Here is a 22,528-nt window from a genome sequence, read left to right on the forward strand (position 1 = left end):
AAAAATAAGCGTACGATTACGCTTATTTTTTATCCACATTATTTTTATTTTTGCTCACGATATCTCTCCAACTTTGACCCGTATTTTGACCCATTTGATAAAAACGCTTTGTATTCTGTAACGTTTCAGAAGTATTAATTCGTTCTTGCACTCCTCTTACTTTTTGTTTCATGGATGATGTAGTATGTTTAACTTTATCCGTTGTATATTGTCCTAATGTCCGTGTTTCCTGACTTCTACTTGCTGCCACTTCTTTATCACTTTCATAAGGAATAATCGGGCTACTTCCACTTGGCACTGATCTTGGCGTTTCCACTGGTGCTGGGCTTCCTCCACTTGGTGCTGGGCTTGATGTTTCTACTGGTGCCGGGCTTCCTCCGCTTGCTACTGGTCTTGATGCTTCTACTGGTGCCGGGCTACTTCCGTTTGGCACTGGTCTTGATGCTTCTACTGGTGCCGGGCTACTTCCACTTGGTACTGGTCCTGGTGTTTGACTTCCTTCATTCGCTCCTTGTCTTACTGTTCCTGCCGTTGGATTTCCTTCACTTGCTCCTTGTCTTACTGTTCCTGCCGTTGGATTTCCTTCACTTGTTCCTTTTCTTACTGTTCCTGCCGTTGGATTTCCTTCACTTGCTCCTTGTCTTACTGTTCCTGGTGTTTGACTTCCTTCATTCGCTCCTTGTCTTACTATTCCTGGTGTTTGACTTCCTTCATTCGCTCCTTGTCTTACTGTTCCTGCCGTTGGATTTCCTTCACTTGCTCCTTGTCTTACTGTTCCTGCCGTTGGATTTCCTTCACTTGCTCCTTGTCTTACTGTTCCTGCCGTTGGATTTCCTTCACTTGCTCCTTGTCTTACCGTTCCTGCTGTTTGACTTCCTTCACTTGCTCCTTTTCTTACTCCTCCGGCTGTTGGATTCCCTTCACTTGCTCCTTGTTTTACCGCTCCGGCTGTTGGATTTCCTTCACTCGCTCCAATTGCTTTTCCAGCTTCTTTCATTTCATCTTGAAGACTTGTTGTTCCCGATTCTTGCCCATTTGCTACCCCTGGGTTTTCATTCCCTTCTTTTTTCATATCTTCTTGAATAGATGGCGTGCCACCATTCTTTTTATCTTCTTCCTTGTTTAAGTTACCTTTTTCTTTTTCTTTATTTGCTGAGTCATTGCCCTGTGTTTTTTTTTGATCCGCTTTTTTCATTTGATCCTGCAAAGACTCTTTATTTCCGGATTCATTCCCTTTTTTCAAGCCACTTATGATACCTGCCATACCTCCAGCCGCATTTGCGGTTTTTGTTGCTGCAACACCAGCACCTTTTGCTGCACCTTTTGCTCCTATTCCAATCATATTTCCTAGACCTTTCATTGGTTTTGAATTTGCAAGAGCGCCAATTCCTTTACCAAGTGCGAAACCACCTGCTAAACCACCTGCTAACATGCCCCAACTGCTCTTTAATCCAATATCTATTCCAAATAGCCTTTCTACGACTGCCGGGCCATCTAAAACTGCCATACTAAATGCCGCTAATGCAATAAGATACGGTACACCATTTAATTTGTCATGGAGAAACGCCGTTCCCATTATATATAGCTTCAAAGATAGGAATATCATAATCGTTGCTATAAATATATTGAGGATATGGGATAACACGGCTTTTAACTTTTGACCATTCGCAACATCGGCTGGTGCTAATATGTTCGCTAACAAGTAGTTAAATGCCAATTCATAAAATAACCTAGCTAATTTAATACTCACCAATAACAACGTTGCGCCTGTTATCAGTAAAGTAAAGAATATATTCCAAAAGTTCCAATGCCAGCGATAATACTTTTCGGGAAAGAAATCAAACCATCCATCTTTCAATTCGGCTAAAGATGCGACTCCTAACGCATCCATTACTCTTTTATTCTGCAAAATTTTCTGACCATCATCCGATAAATTTTTATCCTTTGTGAACTCAAAATCTTTATCTATTTTTTCGGTAATATCTATCTGCCTAATGTTTTTCTCGGGAATATTATTTTTCGGATTCATATCCTCTTTCTTTTTCCACTTATTTTGATCTATTACTGCAATATCCGTTATGTTCTTCTTAATAATTTCATCACTCAACGAACCTTTTTGCTCTGATTTCACAACTGCTATAGCATCATCGGTGAACTTATCAACCTTTGTCATACCAGTACTTAACAAACAAAGTACACTCAGTGTTACAAAAATATTGATGATAATTTGAGAACGGTTCATTTGTTTGTTCATAATGAACATGTAGCCAATATATAAAAACGATATGGCTAAAAGAACGACAAACAATGGATATAACATATCAACAAAATTTTGTATTTCCGGTGAATTAAAGAATCCTTTAATCCCCAGTATGGCATCTGTCACACCTTCTAAAGCATCTACAACTAAAGATAAGCCTACAATTAGGAACCATCCTATCCAACGCAATACATAATTCACGATGTCTCCTACTTGAAGATAATCCGAGAACGCTTCTATAGTTTTTAAAATCTCTTCATCTTTCACCATTTATCCTCCTCTCTTGCTTATTACTGCCCTAATATTTCCTTTGCTGTCCAATTCACCCTTTCATTCAATCTGTCAATACGAATAATCAATTTCCCTTTTTGTTCCCGATCTACTGAAAGGAAAAGAACCGCATCTTCTAGACCAAGAATGACCTCATTTTCTTCTGTTACAAACGGCGAGTAACTATCTAAAATCAATTGCATTTTATCCGTTATTGTCGGTACGCACATTCCCTCTTCCTCCTTTAGTTTGAATTCAAAAACGCACTCAATCATTTGAGTGCGTTTCTAACTCGTCACTTGTTCTTTTTCTTCTAAATCACGTAAGATTCGATTAATCTTGTTTTCGACTGCTTGATAAACACTTTTGTCGATGTGGTCATTGTGGGCCAACATTTGAAATTCACTGTAAAACTCGCCCATTTCTTGATTTTTAACTTCATCTATTGATTTGCCTAACTGTGCTAAAAAGAACTTATCAACCAGTTTCAAAACCGCTAAATCAGATTCAAAAAATTCATTAACCGTTTTTTCTTTCCAATTTTTAATGGAGAGGGAATCAAACGGGCTATCTTCCTGTTGAAACGCCTCTTCGGGAATATCTTCATCAATTCCCATCATTGTTGGTTCTTCTACTGGCTGCGGTGTCTCTACTGGTGATAAATCTTCCCGCTCTGGCTCTGATGTTTCTTTCTCAATTTGTTCTACTTTTCTCTCTCCTAAAAAATCTACAATGAGTTTTTTCGGATCTACATCATCATGTAGAGAATCAATATCTATATCTAAAATGGATTTATCCGTATCGAACTCTACTCCTAAGTACTCCCATCTATATTTTAAGGCTGTTTCTTCCCTATTATATATTGGTCGTGGTCTGATACGTTTTCGATTATTATCTTGACGTTTTATTACACGAATAACGGCACTTTCTCCTTCTTTAAAACTCATCAGTTCATTTGATGTTAACAATGGTCGTTGATCTAGACCTTCCGTTTTATTTTTATCAGTAGAAAGACCTTTTCCACTTCGAGAAGGTAGGTTAATTGTCTTATTCCCAAGCTTTTTGGACACTTTTTCTGCTGTTTCTTGATCGTTTGTTAGAATGTAAATGGTATTCCCACAGTTTCCATCAATGGTATCTGCATCATCTCCATACTTATTTTTTATTTGTGCGTATGCTTGAACAACAAGGTTAAAGCGAATATTTCTACCGAGACAAACCGTAATAATATTCGCCATTCCTTCTATACTCGGCATGTTGCCAAATTCATCGAGTAAAAATACTACTTCACGGTGGCATTCTCCCCCTCGAGCAAGCGATGCCCCCTTCGCTAATATGAAATAGAGCTGCCTTACAAAAATAGAAGCAATGACATGATTCGAAGAATCATAGTCTGGTGTAATCATAAAGATAGCAATTGGCTTATCAAAGAAGTCAATCTTTGTTACCTGTATATCTTCATGTTTCTTTAACAATTGAAACTCTGTATCCCCTGTCTTATCATCTATTTTCGTAATAGAAACTATTGTTTCTTTATTACTCCCTTTTTCAATGATTTGTATTGTGTCTTTCACTTTTATTTTTTGTTTAAAATCCAATACAAAACGTCCTATAACATCTGTTTTTACAGATTCTTTTGAACCATCCGGGAATATAATTTCCACTCGTTTTCTAGGTATTGCTTTTCCTTTAATGGTTTTCCCAAAACCTACACGCTTTAAGTCTACACTGTTTTTTGCTGTCATTTTTGCGATTTCATCAAACGTAAAGATAGAGAGTCCGTTCATTGTTTGGGTGAAGATTCCGCCTCGTGTCGTTCCTTTCGAGAAGTTTGAGGTTGCATATTGCATTTTCGCAACACTATCTGCTGGCAAACCTTCAAAGTATAAATCTAATGCATTTTGTGGATCGGCTTCCGGATCTACGATTACCTCTTTTGAACCAAGTTCTGATAACATATTTGCTACTGCATACATTGTGATTTTTTCTTCTGTTCCTTCTGCAATACATTTATCCGTAACAGCTAATATCATGGCATTGCACAAGCTCATAGCGCACTGTTGCCAAAAAGGATCTTTGACAGTTGGGTTGTAATACAAAGTGTGAGAAAGTGTTTTACATAGTGCTTGAGCTGTTGAATAATCTCCATCTTTATAAGCATCTTTTACAAGCTGCAATAAGTTATAACTCATAGAATCAAGTGGGTTTAACAAGTTCAAAACTTCAATGTGATACCCTCGTTCTTCCAGGGTATCTTTCGATGCCGTAAATAGTTCCCCTTTTGGTGTATTAATAATTAAAGAAGGCTGATGCTCCGCTCTGGAATAAACATCAATTGTAGGAAATACATAAGTTTCCCCTTTACCAGAGCGTGTTGTACCAATGATTAAATTATTTACCGGGCTATCATCAATAAATACCTTATCACCTAGTCGGGAGATAACAACACCGCCGCCACCTTTAAATGATTCCTCTCGATCTGGTACAGCTCGATACTGCTTTTTCAGCTCTTCAACTGTTGTAAAACGACTAGATCCTTTCTGATGATTATTTAAGTTTTTAAAGGAAGATTTTAGTTTGTACACCGTTCTTGCAATGGTTCCAATCACTACAAGGAAAACAAGCATGTAGTAAATCGGATGTTCTGCAATTGGCATCCGAAAAAGAAATCCTACCTCTATATGAAATGGTTTGGGATGTAATAAGTCACTAAATGTTGTTTCTATCAGCTCTAAAGATAAATTGAGTAAAAAATTTGCGATTAAAAATATTCCAACAAACAAAAAAGTACTCAATGGAATGAGTACTTTTTTTTCTGCTAACTTATATTTAATTGAAATTTCATCCTTGTACATGGGTAAGCGAATCCCCCTTTAAACTGTTACATCTGATTTTGACTCTTGGTTATTTAACTCTGTTGGCTTTTCTGGTTCTGTCGGTTTCTCTGGTTTTGTTGGTTTCTCCGGTTCTGTTGGTTTCTCTGGATTTGTTGGTTTGTCCGGTTCTGTTGGTTTTTCTGGTTCTGTTGGTTTCTCCGGTTCTGTTGGTTTTTCTGGTTCTGTCGGCTTCCCTGGATCTGTTGGTTTCTCTGGATCTGTTGGTTTCTCTGGATCTGTTGGTTTCTCTGGATCTGTCGGTTTCTCTGGATCTGTTGGTTTCTCTGGATCTGTTGGTTTCTCTGGTTCTGTCGGCTTCTCTGGATCTGTTGGTTTCTCTGGATCTGTTGGTTTCTCTGGATCTGTTGGTTTCTCTGGATCTGTTGGCTTCTCTGGATCTGTCGGCTTCTCTGGATCTGTTGGTTTCTCTGGATCTGTTGGTTTCTCTGGTTCTGTTGGTTTTTCTGGATCTGTTGGCTTCTCTGGATCTGTTGGTTTTTCTGGATCTGTTGGTTTTTCTGGATCTGTTGGTTTTTCCGGTTCTGTCGGTTTCTCTGGATTTGTTGGTTTCTCCGGCTCTATTGGTGGTTTTGGTTTTTCTATCCCTATATTTTCCGTATTACCATTCTCACCCTCCGGTGTAATTGGTGGGTTCACAATTGCATCTGGTTTCTTCTCTGGTGGAAGAATATCTCCTATACTCGCTACTGAAGAATCAATATTTTGATCGCCAAATGCAAAATGATCTCCATTCACGGTGACTTGTGGCTTATTATCTGTAATAGCTGCAATCACATTATCCTTTGCTGTATCTTGAATTGATTTATCTGTTGTTTCTTTATCAAAGAGTGCTAGAACACGAGAAGTGGTTTCATCCCCATTTTGAAGATTACTTACAATAGATTTTTCTTTAAAATTAATTTTTGATTTATCCAATTCTTCGAGTACATAAGCAACTTCATTATCTTTACGTTGAATTGCGTTTTCTGTAATTGCTTCAAAATCTTGTTTGTTCAGATCTTCTTTCTTTTCATCCGGCTTATTCTTATCCACCTTTTTTGTAATAGCTGGTTTACTTTTTGATGATTCCTTACTTCCAAACCAACTGCAACCTGTCGTACTTAATATCAATGAACCACCAAGAAAAACAATTCCCATTTTTTTGTACAAATTCTCATAATTTAATGGCATGTTATTTTTTCCCCCTTAGATGTTCTGTAGATCTTTATCAATTTTTTCAATCTTAGCTTTCTTTTCCTCTTCACTTATCGTAGATTGTTGAATATCTCGTTTCTCTAATTCTTTGACTTCTTTCATCAAGTTTTTATTTCCTTGCGTTTTGGCAAAAGAATAACAATCTTCATATTTTTTTAGATTTACAAAAGCTTCAACAATGAGTTTTTCACGTCTACCATCCATATTGACTTTCCCCTTAAGCTTGATTACCTCCTCATATTTCTTATTAAGCGCTGCCTTTTCAAAGTCGATTACATCATTTTTGACATCAATTTCATTGATTTTATTCATGTTGTCTATCCCAATAAAATAAGCAACCACACTTTCTGCAAATTTCGGCTCATATTGTAATGCCTTATTTGCCTTTCCATTTAATAAATAAGTAAATAAAACTGCCTTCTGACTATCTCTATCTAATTCTGTGTAATTGACTTTATCGAAGTATTTAACAGCTTCCCCATACTGTTGAATGGCTGCCTGTTGTAATCCTTTTACTACGTATTGTTCAGAACCAGCATTTGCACTCGAAACTGGCTCGGAAGAGAATAATTTAAAGGCAAATATGGCACCAGCTCCAATTAACACGACGCTTCCTATGACACTCGCAATAATTTTGAATCCTTTTCTATTTTCCTTTCCAGGCTTTACTTGTGTTTTCACTTCATCCGATGGACTATAAGAGGGTTCTTCCTTTCTTTCTGATAATTCTTCTTGATATTCATATTCTTCATGAAAAGGAGAATCATTGATTTCCCTTTCTAACGTTTCTAACAGCTCCTTTTTTTGTTCCTCTTGTTCTGGATCTAATTGCATCACATTCATTTTTTTAGAAATGTGATCAAAAATATGATCTGCATATCTCGAACCAAGTGATAAAGTACCGTTATAAATTTCATTAGAATGACCATCTAACAAATCGAAATCAATATGTTCTTGCCGCCCTGCTTCTCTATACACACGTTCTAATCTTTTAGTTAAGGTATAAGCCTCATGAAACGAATATTGCTTACCCGACTGAATTTCTGTTCCATTACTACTCTTAAAAATGACAAACATGGCTTCTCCTTTCTCACATTTACTTTAAATTCCATGAAAAAAGGCAACAAAAAAAGCCATACCCTTTGCATAGCTTCCTCATTGCCTTATTTATATTTATTCACTACTTCATCCAAAGAAATGGAAATAATATTTGACCAAATTTAACATTACTCGTTACGCTCTCTGATAAGTACATGCACCCCATTACGATAACGAGTCCGGCTGCCCCACCAATAAACCACCAAACACATTTATGTCTTCCTCGTTCACCACCCCAAATTAAGAGATAAGCGCCCCAACAAAATACAATAGCTGTACTAACCTGTGCTCCTCTTTGCATCCATGTAATAAATGAATTACCCGTATTAATTAGACCATCCATCGCATCACCTAACACTAACATTTGAGCTACTGTTTCCAACATTGACATATACATTCACTCCCTTTTCATTTTTAGATGCTTATACGTTACTAAGCTGACTTGTTTCATTCGGTTTGCTGTCTTCTTTTACTTCTGTTGATGTTGCTTTATAAGCTTGTAAAGCTTTCATTACTAAATCTTGATTTTCTTCCATACATTTCTGATGATGTAAATGAAGCCAATGGTTATAATCCTGACCATTGGCTTTTAATAGGTTTGCTACCATTTCTTTTTCTTTTTTTAATTCCTTCTGTGTAATCGCCACTGTATCACCACCTTTCAATGATTATGTGATTACTTCTGATATTGATCTTTACAATCTTGAACAAAATAGGTAACTTCTTTTTCAAGTTCGGACTCTTTAAACTTAGAAAAATCAATATCTTTTTTCAGTTTTCCTTTTTCATAATAAGCCAGAGAATCTCTTCGTTGTGATAATCCCCAATCGTGAGGATTACTTGAACCTGGAATGTCCTCACGATTTTCATTCAATCCTCTTACTTGAATCTTTTCCTTTTCAGCTATTTTCTTCACAAGAAAAATCCAATCATCACTATGTCTCATATTAGAGTTCAACATAATAAAACCTGTTCCATCCTCACTCATGAACTTTTTCATTTCTAACGGACTAAGATCCATTACTTCCCCTTTTCCAGAGCTAAAGACAAATGTTGAACCAATACCAATTGCAATTAATAGTCCAACAACAGCGGATATAATCCACCCTTTACGACTCATACATATCCCTCCCTTTGCTATTACCCTATTTTAATAAGCGATTTTCAAGTGTGGTGAGACACATTTATACTTCATCATCTGTCTTTATTTCAAAATATTTAAAGGAAAATAAGATCAAAAACAAAAATGTCATTTATGGCTGGAATGACGAACCCTGTATTGGCATGCATAAAGAGACTAACCCCGACTTAGTCTCTTTAGCCCAATACCGCACTACGTATTTTGGTGTGAACGTAGAACCTTATGTATCTACTGTTGGTGTTGTTCACCGCTTCTTTAGAATGTCAAAATGGGATATTCCTCACGATTACTGGCACATACAGATCTTTGATACATTACATTTCCCAATAGTCACAGATAAGTTTTACGATCTCACTCATCCAACGATAATCGTATACCTAACCCCTCTAGTGACCGTTTCAAGGGAGGCACGCTAAATAGATCTTACTTTGTCAAAGAGCAAGTTACTTTGCGCCATGTTCTCAGCACACTTCAAAATCGCTTTTTTTATTTACACTTTTGTTTTACAGCTACTAATTCAGCTTGTTTATGTTTTCGTTTTGCAATTAAGTTTTGATGTTCGTCTCTGACAGAGCGCACTTGATAATAAATTTGAGCTACTTTTTCGATGCTTCCTGTAGTACTTTCAATTGCAATGGTGCCTTTCAGTTCGTATGTTTTTCCATCAAAAGTTTTAACACTATGAGCCTGTGATGCGGCAATATCATAAAATGTGAGTCTTTGTTCTTTTCCCATATGAACGCCTCCTATTTTTGATAAAGAAGGGAGAAAAATGCTTCTCACTTGTCTAGTTTTCTAACCATCTAGATAGGATGAAATAGTGAACGAGTGCTTGATATCATGCTAGGATTGTTGTGTTATACGAGCTTATGATGCGTTGTGCGGCCTCTTTTCCGTATATGTGCTGTAATGCGGATTGAGATTCAACTACGATTGAATGATGAATGTGGTATGTTGCGCTTTCTTTTAAAAACTGCTCCATATGAGGGATTGGGTACAAATCATATTGATGAAATACCAGGTGAATCGGTCTTATATTCTTGCATTCTGTTAGATACTGAAGAAAACTTGATAATGCTTCTCCTCTACCTTGATACGTACTTGTTTCCGTTTCTACACTGATATACACAACGGATTTTTGTTTTAGATCCATTTGTAGCGTTTCATAACCAGTTAATAAATCATGTTTGATTATTTGATACCCTTGTTCTCGTTTTTCATGATGTGTATCTTCATAAAAGATTCCTTTTGGATCAAAAATGAAAATAAAATCATTGGTTGTTTCTTTTACACCTTCTATGACCAATTTATAAGCCCAAAAACGAGCTTTTATCACACCTGCAACCTTTTCCCCTTCATTCAGTTCTTTCAACGCTCTAATCACCTTTGTATACTTCTTAGCTACGCCTAACATGCTTTGCACTCCTTCCTATCTCATTTTCCGCTTATGACTAGTATTGAAACCAAAAATACCCTCTCTGTTTCTCTATTTTCTCATGTTGTTCTTTCTGTTCATCTAAAATTCGTAAAAGTGTAATGATTGTACCTTGCCTTATTTCTTTTGCTGACAAAGCTAAAACTCTAAACATTTGATAGGCCGGATGATCTTTCTTCAATAACTCACTTAACTTAAAAAGATAGTTATCTTTTTCTTTTGCTTTTTGTACAAATTCCCTAACCTTTTCTAAATCTAAATAGTACAAATCTCCATGCCGTCGATTTAAATACAAGATACTTCCTGCCAATAAATTTGTAGCGGATTCTATCCAGAAATCATACCGTTCTTTCAGCTTAATTACAGTTTGAGAGATGGAAATAGCTTGCATTAATTCTTTAGAAAGCCAATCACTTTTACGATGATTCGTTCCTTTTCCGGGTTTCCCTAAAACTAATAGATTTTTTTCCGTTTCATATATACTCTTTATATCCAATGGGTTAATAGGGCTTTGTTTAACATTACCGATGTAGATTCCTGACATTTCATCTCCCTCTCGTTTTTTTATATCTTGCTCCCTATCAAAAAACAACTGTCCAAATGGGAATTACGAGTATACATGCATTCCGAAATCCAATAGCAAAGCCTAGCGGATTTTCATCTATTTCACTAAAATGAGCTTCATATTCTTTCATTTTTCCTTGTCTCAATTTGTAATTACTCCTTTCACAATTGAGCTTTCTTACGGTTTCTTACTGAAAATGCGGCTCCAATTAAGCCAAGTACGACACATGCAAGACCGATCCATTTTATGTATGGATTTTCGGAGTTTCGGCTTTACTGCCTGTTGTCGGAAGATAAGTTTCGATTTTCTTTGGTGTTTGTTTTAGCTGTGGTTTCTCTAGTTGTGGTATGACAGGAGTTTCGGTTACTTTTCGTTATTCCAGTACCTGTGGTTGGTCCGATTGATGTGATATGGGATTCTTTTGATTCTTCACTATATAGATAATAATTTGATCAGCCTCTTTAATTTCAAAAGAAAAAGTTTCTTTGTTAAGTAATTATCCATCCGATGCAAATGTTTTTCGTATGTTTACCGGAATAATATGATTAATCTGAAATTTCAGATTTAAAAACTTAAAAAATAGTAATAAAATTGTACCTTTTCTACATGATTCATTTACAATATAAATGTATGATTTTTTTTATGAAAATCGCTTATTCCAAATTTGCTCGATAATATGTTGCAAAAAAGAGGTTTTCGATAGGTACTCCCAAAAAATTTGCAATACTTTTTGCCCGACTGGTAATTAGGCCTTTTCTCCCTGATTCAACATCATACAAAGTACTAGAGGGGATTTTTGAACCTTTTGAAACCTCATTAATTGTATAGCCCTTTGATTCACGAATTTCTCTTAGAACTGTCAAATGTCTCGCCTCCTTATTTACAGTTTATTAGTCTATTAGCCCAAAGTCAACACTTAAAGTTCTTATTTTTAACACTTTTAGTACACGATTAGCTAGATATTCATTTTAAAACCTACTTGCTTAATATTGGAGTGATGAATTATATGAAGATTGAAGAAAACGTATTAGGAAAAAACATAAAAAAATTAAGGGCTTTAAAAGGAGTAAGTCGAAAAGAAATGGGGAAAGATCTTAAAACTACGTATAGAACTGTTTCTAGTTGGGAAACAGGAGAAAAGAAGCCACGCTTAAACAAACTAGAAGAAATCGCAAATTATTTTAACGTTAATACAGCTTCTTTATTAAAAAACGAAATCCCTGATAAAGAATTATTAAATACTATAAAGGGTGAAGACCCTGTTGAACGCCTAGCCCGACTACTTTATGACAAGTACATGAGTGTCCCAGATAAACATAAGCCTAGAATCGAAGAAGAATTACTAAAATATGCAAACAAACTAACGATGCAAATTGATGAAGAGGAATAAGAGAGTCATTGTTTTTAAGACTCTTTTATTCCTCTTTACAGCTATATTCTGAACATAATTCAATAATTTCACCAAAAGTTTGTAGATCCATCTCTTTTACAATTTCTATAAGCTCATTTATACTTAATTTCATTTCTATCCCTCCATTTATAGATTGTGAATCTAGACACATATATTTCGCAATTTCTTATTTAAAAAGTTATGAAACGTTTTATAAAAGCACAAAAGACATCGTTTAAACGATGTCTTTTGTAAATAAAGCAGATTTAGAATTAGCCACCACCACCAGGATCGACCATTCTATACATTATAGATTTATTAACTGTAACTTTATTAGATTCATAAGATTCAAATAAACTAGGAGAGCTTTCACCAGAGTCGACTTTCATATAAGAAACAGATTGATTATCAATATTTTTATATTTAAAATCATGTTGATTAGATATCATTTTACCTGATAAACTACTTACTATTGTTATCAAAAACAAGGTAACTATTATCAATCCAGATAACTTTTTCATTCTATTCTTTCCTTTCTGTAAAAATCACATTACTTTTTCTATATATTTATCATATATTCCTTCTGCAAACTTTACATACAAAAAATCATTATTTGACTTAAACATATTAATAGATTTCTTTACCAATGCTAAATCACTCTTAGCCATCCCCATATAGCATGTCTGCATTGGTGATAAATACCCTTTTTTCATTTCAATATTTTCCAGTATATTTATAGCTTCATTCTTTTTCCCTTCCTTGATTAAAAAAAGGGCATGCTCAGCTGGATGAAGTCTATTAAATTCTATTTTATCTATATCTTTCCACCAAACAATTCTTATAAAATTAATATCATTCAATGCTATCGTAAATTTTAAACTCTCTTTCGCTCCACACAATATATTTATAGCTTCTAAAAAGAAATTTAAGGACTTTTTATAATCAGAAAACATGTAATTTTCTCCGCACCTAATATTCAAAAACGCTTCCATGACCGGAAAAAATTTCAGATCTTTATATGTTTTTAAATATATATTGTGTTCTTCAAAATCCTGACACATATCTGTTCTTAAAAGTGAATAACTCCATAGTTCTTTGACCCAAAAATAATATAAATTCTTTAAGTAACTATTAGTCACTAATTCTATATTATTTTCAATTCTAACTTTATACCCTTCCATTAATCCAAAGTCACCTAAATCACATAAAATTAGCATACTAAGGAGATCACAAAAAATTTCTATATCATAATTCTTTTTATTAGATATCGTTCTCGCTTTCTCAATATCTAAATATATATCTTTGACATCTTCACCGTCTAAACGGGCATTATATAGATTAAAAACTCGTTCCAATCGTTTCATTTCTATATCGTCACTTTTCTTACAAAGTTGAGAAATAAATTTCATTAATTTTAAGTAATCATTTAAATGGGCAATTGCAAATGCAACTTTTACATTTATATTCATTCTATCTTTTAATGTACTTAAGTAATTAATAATCATTTGTTCTTGCTTATCCTTGTCATTTTCAAAAACAACATATACAAGTTTTGAAAAGGTGTATACTGATAATGCATTATTCTTGTTAAGATAATTTGAAATAGTTGATTTAGCGACACCAACTTCTTTTGCAAGATCTGTGTATGTCATGTTTCTAAATGATATGTAATCATCAATTACTTTATTTAGATTTCCCATGTATTTTCACCTCTTTTTCAGCGGTATGTAATCAAACTTGTAAAATATTCTGAAATTTATATATTTAAGGTGATTATACCATAGCTAAACACTTTCTATTTTTCTCATTTATTAAAAGAATATTCTGTTATTTTTAAATAAAAAATAGTTAGTTCATCTAAATTTTTGTCTTTACTATTAAAATATGAACTTAGAGTGTTGATATTATTCAAACGGAATTGTAAAATATAATTAACTTGTCAACATACGTTAGTTTTTATAAACAAAAAAATAAAACCCCACCGTTCAGTTTTTAATTGGTTTCTAGTTTGGCGACCGGAACCAATTAAAAACTCTAAGAGATAGAGTTTTATCCACATTACAAATGTATGTGTTTTTCTTTACATACTTGATATAAAAATTATATCATATGGTACATATAATGTGAATATAAAACCTCTGTTTTCCTGTTTATTTGTGGTGGGAAATTTAGGAGGTTTTTTCTGTGTTATTACACAACTTTTTGCTCAGTCGAGCAAAAGTGGAACTAAGTCCCCACATCAAACACTTATCTAAAAAAACTGGAGCTATTAATCAATCAATTAAGAAAGTTATTACTTACATTGATAGTATAGTCCTAGAATATGAAGGTGTCACTACAAAGGATTACCTCACCAAACGTAAGTATGAAGCTTTAGAAACAGTTTTATCATATCTAGTACAAGAAGGGTATTCTCAGGTAAAGCAAGATTATATCAGCAAAAAATCGGGTATTTCAAAGCCCCTTATTAACTATGTGTTAAATTGGCTGCAAGATTTGGATATATGCCAGCAGATTAAAGTAAGGCGGCATGGTAGGATTGCCCCTTCCATTTACATTTTAACCATACATAATAATTATTTGAAAATTATTGAATACTTTAAGGTAAAATGGGCTTTAACAATTGATGTCTGCTCTACTTTTATTAGCTTTTTAAAAAACAAGTACATTAAGAAGCGTGTTGTATCTAATTATAAAGATATAAAGAAAAATATAAAAGCTTCATCTTCTATAGATCTTTTCAGCATAGAAAAGCAAGTCAAACCAAATTCAAATATTGAATCAAAAGAAGATAATAACAGATTACATGACCTAAACGATTACTTAAGTGATGATCAGAAAAAAGCATATTATTACATTTTGAGTCAAGAATTAACATACCTTTCCGAAAATGATGCGTACATAATTGCTTTAAGACTGCCACCTGATATCGATCGCTACACAAGATGGGATATTGAAGAATGTGTGCAATGGTTTCAGTTTAATACAGCTGAAATCAGCAATCCTGCGCATTTCATAAAGATGTTTAATCAAAAATCTAAACAGAATCAAGAACGTAGAAAACGTCATACCCAAAAAACAAACTCGTTTTTGAGTGCAAATAATAATCGTATGTTTGTTTTCTATAATTTTTTAGAAGAAAACAGAACAGATAAATTTTAAAAAATCCAATGACAAATAGCCTTGCTCAAAATAATCATATACAGCAAGGTTATTTGTCATGTCCTCTTATAGTTTTCTAGAATCTTAGTATTTTTCAACACAAAAATCTTCAATAGCCGTGCTTGTTTTCTGTGAACTGTTATCAGTCTCCGGGTAACTCTACTATAGAAATTACATTTAATAGATACTGAATATTCATTCATTTACCAATGGATTAACTTTGAAATTTACTAAGCTTAAATCTTCAATAGCTTGCTGTAGTAAGTATGAAAGATCAAAAATTAATTCTAATGTTTTTATTTTTTTTAATTTCTAAAACAAGATTTATTAAATATAGTATTCTATATTTTTTGTCATTTCTTTAGAGAGCTTGGCATATTTTCAATATACAAAGGGAATCTTGTAAACTTCAAATAGTTTCCATAATTTGTATACTTTAATTTTGGATGGTTCTGATACAAAATTAAAGTATACAAACATAGAGTAGAAATTTTTTCTACATTTCTAGCTTATGAAGCTAAACAAAACACTTTATTCATAAAGTGTTTTTGATCTTAGATAGACTTGTTCGACAAAATAAGTTTTCTTTTTACTCTAATATAGGTTTTATCGACTCCTCATGAGTTGTTTGTTCATTTAAGATGATATTGTATTGTCTCTTCTAATTAAGGTCTATATGGATAAACTCAGCGTATAATTGTTGTCTGAGCAATTAATACATCTCTTCCCTTTAGTTCATACTGATAATGTTTCTATTTGAATTAATTTTCCTTTTCATACTGATTACACATCTTTTCTAAAATAATACCCTCAGTATTTTCAAGTATTTAAATTTATTTTTTACTTAGTGAAAGATTATTACCTTTTAGATAATTAAGAGATGCACATTTTTCGGATATTACGTTAAAACCTAATATAATATATATCTTTTATATAAAAAGAATATAAAGATAAAACTATTATACTTATGAAAAATGGCCTACAAACTCAGTAATAACAGTGTCTGCAAAGTTATAGAACCATAAAAAATCGAAAAAAACACTTATTGGAAATGTATTTATTGCGTTTTACGTCGCTCTAAATATACAAAATATCATAAAGTTGAATTACTTAACCTACATATAATCAGCATCATTTTGATGCGTAAAAGTGTATATAAGATTAATGGTAGTCTAGCTTAAATTAATAACATGATTTCCACATACGCTATAAAATAACCCACATTTTATTAACATTTAGAAGTAAGTTATAGACATAATTCAGTAAATCAACATTATTAACAAAAAACATTCTGATTTTAAGTAGCTTTATATATAAAACGTTTATAAATAAAGCTTTGAGCTATTTTATTGTACACATTTGGGCAATATTATTAAGATATCCACTGAATTAATATATATATTTACGATTTTTAGTAGATTAAATGCCAGTAAGAGAACGAATGTTCAGAAAAAAGTAAAGTGAAATTGTGAATTACTGATTATATTTTAGGAATTTTGTATAGAAGTGTATAAAAAAAGAGAGGTATTCTAACTCAAATTTAAGAATCTCTCTCTTTTTTGTTTGGATAGTACGAATATAATTTCTAATTTCAGCACGAATAGCCCTCCTTCTTTGATTTTTCAAAAAAGGAGAGCATGTAATTTTACATTGCAGGAAGCAGTTGATCTACCGTGCATGGTGTTTCACTATTTTTACGGTAATAAGCTTCTAAGGAATGAAGAAAATCGATTAAATTAAAGTCTTTAGGAACTTCAATTACGCGGATTTTTTCCTTAGGCACTCTATCTATTTTTTCAATGAACAGTTCGCGAATATCACTTGGAATATGATGTTCTTTATGGCCATGAGATTTTAATAATTCACGAATTTTAATTTCTAATGCAATATATGCGTTAACATTTACTCCTTGCTCAAAAGCATACTTCCTAAATAGTGTTTCTTCTTGATACTGCATATAATTACGATGGTATGCTTCTTCAGTCACAGGAACCGCATATGTAGAATGAAGAAGGTCATGTGCTTTACAGAATAACTTCTTAACATGTTGCAATGAATATATAGCAAAGTGAGTACCAAATTTAAATAACGCATCTTCTTGTTTTTCTCTCGGTACATTATGTGTAATCAGAGAATAAATACCTGTTTTAGCAGCCGTATCTAATACGCGATATTGAGAAGACTGCTTTAATAATTTGCTTAGTGTATAAACAAGATTTTTAGGGAAACCCTCTTGTCTATCAATCATTTCGCGTAATCCACGAATTACTTGGCGGATTTGACGATGACAGGAATGTTTTAAGACATTTATAAATTGGTTTATATCTTTTGTAAATTCTGCAATATTCATTTCAACTAACGCTTCTTCAATGAACTTAGCTTTACGTTTATATGTAAGTCTTGGTGTAAATGGATCGCGATACTCTTCCCCTACTTCCTTATTACACAGGAAATCAGGGTGTACAGATAAATGCAGTGTTGTATACTGCTTTTTATTCTTTTTCCCTTTTTCTAATTTGCAAATTTTAAACAAAGAAGATCCAGTAGCAGTTGATTTAGTTGTTAATTCAGCCATTACAGAACGTATCTGATGTGGGTATTTCTTATGTAAGAAGCGATACATACCGCCCAAATGAGTCTGTTGTCCTTGTTCATCAAATTTGTTTAGTGAACGTTTCAGAGTAGTTTCTCGTTTTTGCTGCATTGCGATATCAATAAATAGCTTTTTAGCAGCAATGGATAAATCGAAGAACTCTTTTGTAAATACAATTGGGCTGATAAACGTGTAAGGATTCGCTTTATTTGTTTCCTTGTTCATAAAATCAGTTAATGTAATTTTATATTTACCACTGTATTCATTCTCAATTTCAATGATGTTGTGTAAGCTAAGCTTTTTCAACGCAACATAGAATTGTGAATGATGAATATGTGCAAATGCTTCTTTATAGTTTTTGTAGTCCTCCCAAAGCATGTGAATGGAAACATGAGAAAGTTCACCATAGGTATTACATTTTTTATGTAGAAATAGAAATACTTCTAGATCTGCATTAGTAATACCATATAGCTTATGCTTTCTACCATTTGCTTTAGTGAAGAGATTTTTCATTTGAAGTGAAAAAGATGGTTTGGCTTTTTCAACAAACCCTTCTTCATCTGCAATTCGTTCCTCGTAAGACATTGAATTTACGATATCTTCTAGATATGTATCTTTAAAGCTATAGTATTTGCCTTCTAAAGCTTCCACTAATTTTTGCCATGCTTTAATTGTTACTAATACTGGAGTTGTTGTTTCACCATTTAAACTACGTTTGTTCTTTATAACGAAAGGTTTAGCCATCTTTTTCACCTCCTCTTATTATGAGTTTCAGTTTTTACCTAAATAGGATATAAAAATTCAATTTTGATTATATCAAATCGAATCTTGGTGAAATGTGTCTCTTTAAGAGGAAAATCAAAAATGTGAAACGCAACCTCAGCCTTAGAGGCACAAGGGATTCAACGTTTCACAAAAAAAAACTTTTGGCCACCATAAAGCTATAAGGTATTTTGAATATGAAACGTATCTGAAATTAATGAAACAGCACCTAAACCTTGATATGATAGGTTTTTTAGTAATTTTGTCTAAAAGTTGTTGCCATCATATAGCTATAACGTTTCATATTTTGAAATGACTAAATAATGTGTAGAATTCATTCATAAATGTTGTGGTATAGCGTTTTCATGTTAATTTACGTCAAGGGACTATTGCCATCATATAGCTATATACGTTTCATGTTTTTTTTAGATTGTTGCCATCATAAAGCTATGGCGTTTCAAGTTTGAGATCAATGTTTCATTGCGCTTGAAATGTACCTAAACCCTTGTTACATATGGATTCATAGGTTTTTTTTAAAAAAAGTTGTTGCCATCATATAGCTATAGCATTTCATTGGGATTTTTTAGTTTTTTTAAAGAATGGCTTTATATCAATGTTTAGCACTAATTTAAATAAAAAATATTTTTTTTTATATGAACAGATTTTAGTGCGTTTATGTTTCAGATTTAAAGAGTTGTTGCCACCATATAGCTATAACGTTTCAAGTTTTTAATAGTAACTGCCACAATGTAGCTATGATGTTTCATAAAAGTAAAGGTATTCGTGCCGATATATGGAATAACGTTAATTCTTGTTAAATGAAATCCAAAAATTCATTGGTATTTCTTGTTCAGAATATACTTGCCATCATAAAGCTAAACCGTTTCAAGTCTTCAATAGTACTTGCCACAATGTAGCTAAGGGGTTTCATAAAAGAGAGGTATTCGTGCTGATATATGGAATAACGTTAATTCTTGTTAAATGAAATCCAAAAATTCATTGGTATTTCTTGTTCAGAATATACTTGCCATCATAAAGCTAAACCGTTTCAAGTCTTCAATAGTACTTGCCACAATGTAGCTAAGGGGTTTCATAAAAGAGAGGTATTCGTGCTGATATATGGAATAACGTTAATTCTTGTTAAATGAAATCCAAAAATTCATTGGTATTTCTTGTTCAGAATATACTTGCCATCATAAAGCTAAACCGTTTCAAGTTTTCAATAGTAACTGCCACAATGCAGCTATAATGTTTCATAAAAGTAGAGGTATCTGTGTCGAAGTATGAAATAACGTTAATGCTTGTGAAGTGGAAATCAACAGTTTATCGGTATTTTTTGTTTCGAATATACTTGCCACTATAAAGCTAAAACGTTTCAAGTTCTAAGGAGTACTTGCCACAATGTAGCTATGACGTTTCATGAAAGTAAGGGTATTTGTATCATTGTATAGAATGATACAAATAATTTTTTAGATGAAACCAGCAAATCATCGATGTTTATTGGTAAGAAAGTAATTGTTATCATAACGCTATAATGTTTTATTTCATTTGTAAGAAAAGGGACAATTACGTTTCACTTTAAAAGTATGATTTACACTATTTAATACCAAATGGGTTTCCCGCATGGAGATTGTAGTGTAAAGTAGTAATTTTACAAATAAGTACAGTCTTATATAATACAAGTACAAGAATGTTTACTTGATAGGACAAATACTGTTCGATAAATCATTTCTCGATATAGATTATTCTGATAACGTTTCAACTTATATGCTTTGTTGCCACCATATAGCTATAACGTCTCAAGTTCTATAATTTATATTTCTAATTGGTAGGAATTTAGTAAGGAGGTTTTTGAATATGGAGAAAGTATTAGTGTTGTTTAGCGATGCCCTTTTACTTGCTGCGCCAATGTATGAAAAGAACACGCAGCTATGGGAAAAGTGGAATAGATATTATGAGGAAGTACAGGGAAATCATGACAAAGTAGTAACCTCAGCTAATATATCCCCTTCATTTTCAGCTCTTGTCTCTTGGTTAGGCCAGAAACAAGAACAAGGGATTTCATTATTGCATATATACGCAAATCTAGATAAATATAAAATTGAGATTCGAAATGTACTCGATAAAATAATAGAGCAAGAATTTGGAGGTACGTCTGAAGAAGTTGAAACGGCCATAATATCTAATACAACCGATGAAAAGTTAAAAGAGCATTCAATTGATCTACAAGAGGACTACTATCCTGTAAGTAATGATGCGGTATATTATCAACTACGAGATGGTATAGCCAAGAATCACTTTGAAGAAGATGAAGTAGGAGCAGTATCTGTTTTACCATTAGAAACTAAAAATACAAGCGGAGTTGCTCAGCTATCGTCACATAAGGATGAAGATTTAAGGCTAGTAAATACTAATGAAGCAGAAAGATGGTCAATACTAGTCGATGGTGTTATTAGTAATATGGATGATCTTACCGCAGACTGTTTAGATACAATTACAATACAGTGGTTGAATCAAGCGAAATCTCAAGATGATTTTATTGATTTCAGCTATGAAAATGTACTAGATATGTGTAATATACCAAAAGCATCAGCAAACGGTATTGAGTATTATCGCGCAGAAGATAAAATAAAAATTGCACAGCGTATAGCTGCCTTGGCAAGTATCTTTATTTATTTAAATGATGATAATGAGGTCGTAGTTTTAAATGATCGTGCAGAAACTGGTGAGCAATTTGAAATGAAGCGCGAAATAATTAAAAGACTTTTCGTTTTAGATTCTGTAGTTCTTTGGAGAGATAAAAATACCAATGATTACGTAGGTATTGAATCTTGTAGAATAAAGCCGGGTAGCTTTTTGTCAATGTATTTATACGGATCTAGTAGCACAACAGCGTTATTATCTAAAAAAGCATTGGAGTATAATAGTTATCGACACAAATTCCATAAGCGACTAATTCGCTATTTATCTTGGCAGTGGAGAATTCGACAACAGTACAGTAATTTAAAAAGACCATATTCAATTGGTGGAGAAAAAGGATTACTGTCTGTTATGGGGATTAATATAGCTAAGGGGCGCCCGCACCGTATTCGTGAGCAATTAGAAAATGTATTAATAGATTTAGAAAAAGAAAAAGTTATTTCACATTGGGAGTACGCTGAGGAAATTGATGAATCAAGAATTGGAGAACGGAACTGGTTTGAAAATTATTACTCAAAATTAGGAATCATCATTTTACCACCAAAAGAGTTAATGGATAATATCGGGAGTTTGGCAAAGAAAAAGGTAACTGATACTCCGGATAAGCAAGAAAATAATTTGATTACAAATACGATAACTCATAGTACAGTAAGTACTGAGGAGCTAATTAGAGAGAAGATTATGCAGCAACATATGCATCAAAATAGAACAATGCGCGAAATAGCAGATGAGTTAGGCTTATCCCCTGCCACACTATCGAGATTCTGTAATAAGAAAATGAAACGCATCTCAAACAGTGTTAATGATAAATTAACCAAATGGTATGAAAGACAAATGATAATCGAGTCTATGTAAGTAAAAAAGAGGAAACCACTTTGAAAATGGTTTCCTCTTTTTTACTTAATTTTAATGTAGCTTTGAATTAAAATCTGGCTGAAAATAGTTTGTAAATTCTTATTTTATAACACATAGAACGAATCCATTTCGAAAAAGTACTGATCAAAATGGACTCCTCTACAACATATTAAAATTTCTTCACTTTCTGATGTATCCTGAGCAAC

General features: G+C 33.2%; 19 protein-coding genes and 1 pseudogene. 3 read left to right on the plus strand and 17 right to left on the minus strand.

Features of this window, described 5'->3' with window-relative positions:
• Nucleotides 1-22: 22 nt before the first annotated feature.
• From ACE38F_RS26640 to ACE38F_RS26705, 14 genes and pseudogenes are all read right to left on the minus strand, one after another.
• Nucleotides 23-2,527: a pLS20_p028 family conjugation system transmembrane protein gene (locus tag ACE38F_RS26640; protein WP_462782501.1), complete on the minus strand. Its 2,505-nt coding sequence runs from the start codon at nucleotides 2,525-2,527 to the stop codon at nucleotides 23-25.
• Nucleotides 2,528-2,550: 23 nt separating this feature from the next.
• Nucleotides 2,551-2,760, minus strand: a complete 210-nt coding sequence (locus ACE38F_RS26645; RefSeq protein WP_328054060.1) for a hypothetical protein — start codon at nucleotides 2,758-2,760, stop codon at nucleotides 2,551-2,553.
• 57 nt (nucleotides 2,761-2,817) lie between these two features.
• A complete protein-coding gene (locus ACE38F_RS26650) occupies nucleotides 2,818-5,385 on the minus strand; it encodes a VirD4-like conjugal transfer protein, CD1115 family (RefSeq protein WP_375370945.1) in 2,568 nt (855 codons plus the stop codon).
• Nucleotides 5,386-5,403: 18 nt separating this feature from the next.
• On the minus strand, nucleotides 5,404-6,597 hold the full coding sequence (locus tag ACE38F_RS26655; RefSeq protein WP_375370944.1) for a hypothetical protein: 1,194 nt from the start codon (nucleotides 6,595-6,597) through the stop codon (nucleotides 5,404-5,406).
• A 15-nt stretch (nucleotides 6,598-6,612) separates the two neighbouring features.
• The gene (locus tag ACE38F_RS26660; RefSeq protein WP_375370943.1) at nucleotides 6,613-7,698 is read right to left on the minus strand and encodes a hypothetical protein; all 1,086 of its coding nucleotides are present in this window, start codon (nucleotides 7,696-7,698) and stop codon (nucleotides 6,613-6,615) included.
• Nucleotides 7,699-7,801: 103 nt separating this feature from the next.
• Entirely contained in the window at nucleotides 7,802-8,110 is a 309-nt protein-coding gene (locus ACE38F_RS26665) for a hypothetical protein (protein ID WP_002090834.1), read from the minus strand.
• A gap of 31 nt (nucleotides 8,111-8,141) precedes the next feature.
• Nucleotides 8,142-8,366, minus strand: coding sequence for a hypothetical protein (locus ACE38F_RS26670; protein ID WP_375370942.1), 225 nt, complete (start codon nucleotides 8,364-8,366; stop codon nucleotides 8,142-8,144).
• Nucleotides 8,367-8,395: 29 nt separating this feature from the next.
• Nucleotides 8,396-8,839 (minus strand): hypothetical protein, encoded by a 444-nt coding sequence (locus tag ACE38F_RS26675; protein WP_375370941.1) that lies wholly within the window; start codon nucleotides 8,837-8,839, stop codon nucleotides 8,396-8,398.
• 507 nt (nucleotides 8,840-9,346) lie between these two features.
• The gene (locus tag ACE38F_RS26680) at nucleotides 9,347-9,595 is read right to left on the minus strand and encodes a hypothetical protein (RefSeq protein ID WP_048536243.1); all 249 of its coding nucleotides are present in this window, start codon (nucleotides 9,593-9,595) and stop codon (nucleotides 9,347-9,349) included.
• Nucleotides 9,596-9,698: 103 nt separating this feature from the next.
• A complete protein-coding gene (locus ACE38F_RS26685; RefSeq protein ID WP_375370940.1) occupies nucleotides 9,699-10,274 on the minus strand; it encodes a TraM recognition domain-containing protein in 576 nt (191 codons plus the stop codon).
• Nucleotides 10,275-10,311: 37 nt separating this feature from the next.
• Nucleotides 10,312-10,839 (minus strand): hypothetical protein, encoded by a 528-nt coding sequence (locus tag ACE38F_RS26690; RefSeq protein WP_375370939.1) that lies wholly within the window; start codon nucleotides 10,837-10,839, stop codon nucleotides 10,312-10,314.
• Nucleotides 10,840-10,876: 37 nt separating this feature from the next.
• Nucleotides 10,877-11,005 (minus strand): hypothetical protein, encoded by a 129-nt coding sequence (locus ACE38F_RS26695; RefSeq protein WP_375371043.1) that lies wholly within the window; start codon nucleotides 11,003-11,005, stop codon nucleotides 10,877-10,879.
• Between the two features lie 16 nt (nucleotides 11,006-11,021).
• Nucleotides 11,022-11,383: pseudogene (locus tag ACE38F_RS26700) on the minus strand (adhesin); the annotation flags it as partial.
• 130 nt (nucleotides 11,384-11,513) lie between these two features.
• Nucleotides 11,514-11,723: a helix-turn-helix domain-containing protein gene (locus ACE38F_RS26705; protein ID WP_215556890.1), complete on the minus strand. Its 210-nt coding sequence runs from the start codon at nucleotides 11,721-11,723 to the stop codon at nucleotides 11,514-11,516.
• A 143-nt stretch (nucleotides 11,724-11,866) separates the two neighbouring features.
• On the opposite strand from ACE38F_RS26705, the gene ACE38F_RS26710 reads away from it, so the two are divergent.
• Nucleotides 11,867-12,250, plus strand: a complete 384-nt coding sequence (locus ACE38F_RS26710; protein ID WP_215556891.1) for a helix-turn-helix domain-containing protein — start codon at nucleotides 11,867-11,869, stop codon at nucleotides 12,248-12,250.
• Nucleotides 12,251-12,522: 272 nt separating this feature from the next.
• On the opposite strand, the gene ACE38F_RS26715 is transcribed toward ACE38F_RS26710, so the two are convergent.
• Complete coding sequence (locus ACE38F_RS26715; RefSeq protein ID WP_375370938.1) at nucleotides 12,523-12,771, minus strand: hypothetical protein; 249 nt, start codon at nucleotides 12,769-12,771, stop codon at nucleotides 12,523-12,525.
• 24 nt (nucleotides 12,772-12,795) lie between these two features.
• Nucleotides 12,796-13,950: an AimR family lysis-lysogeny pheromone receptor gene (locus ACE38F_RS26720; protein ID WP_375370937.1), complete on the minus strand. Its 1,155-nt coding sequence runs from the start codon at nucleotides 13,948-13,950 to the stop codon at nucleotides 12,796-12,798.
• 484 nt (nucleotides 13,951-14,434) lie between these two features.
• On the opposite strand from ACE38F_RS26720, the gene ACE38F_RS26725 reads away from it, so the two are divergent.
• Nucleotides 14,435-15,412: a Replicase RepFR55 gene (locus ACE38F_RS26725; protein ID WP_375370936.1), complete on the plus strand. Its 978-nt coding sequence runs from the start codon at nucleotides 14,435-14,437 to the stop codon at nucleotides 15,410-15,412.
• Nucleotides 15,413-17,057: 1,645 nt separating this feature from the next.
• Here ACE38F_RS26725 and ACE38F_RS26730 read toward each other — a convergent pair.
• Nucleotides 17,058-18,749 (minus strand): hypothetical protein, encoded by a 1,692-nt coding sequence (locus ACE38F_RS26730; RefSeq protein ID WP_375370935.1) that lies wholly within the window; start codon nucleotides 18,747-18,749, stop codon nucleotides 17,058-17,060.
• 1,875 nt (nucleotides 18,750-20,624) lie between these two features.
• On the opposite strand from ACE38F_RS26730, the gene ACE38F_RS26735 reads away from it, so the two are divergent.
• The gene (locus ACE38F_RS26735) at nucleotides 20,625-22,322 is read left to right on the plus strand and encodes an XRE family transcriptional regulator (protein ID WP_375370934.1); all 1,698 of its coding nucleotides are present in this window, start codon (nucleotides 20,625-20,627) and stop codon (nucleotides 22,320-22,322) included.
• Nucleotides 22,323-22,528 lie beyond the last annotated feature (206 nt).

The sequence above is a fragment of the Bacillus altaicus genome, assembly GCF_042136375.2.
Classification (GTDB): domain Bacteria; phylum Bacillota; class Bacilli; order Bacillales; family Bacillaceae_G; genus Bacillus_A; species Bacillus_A cereus_U.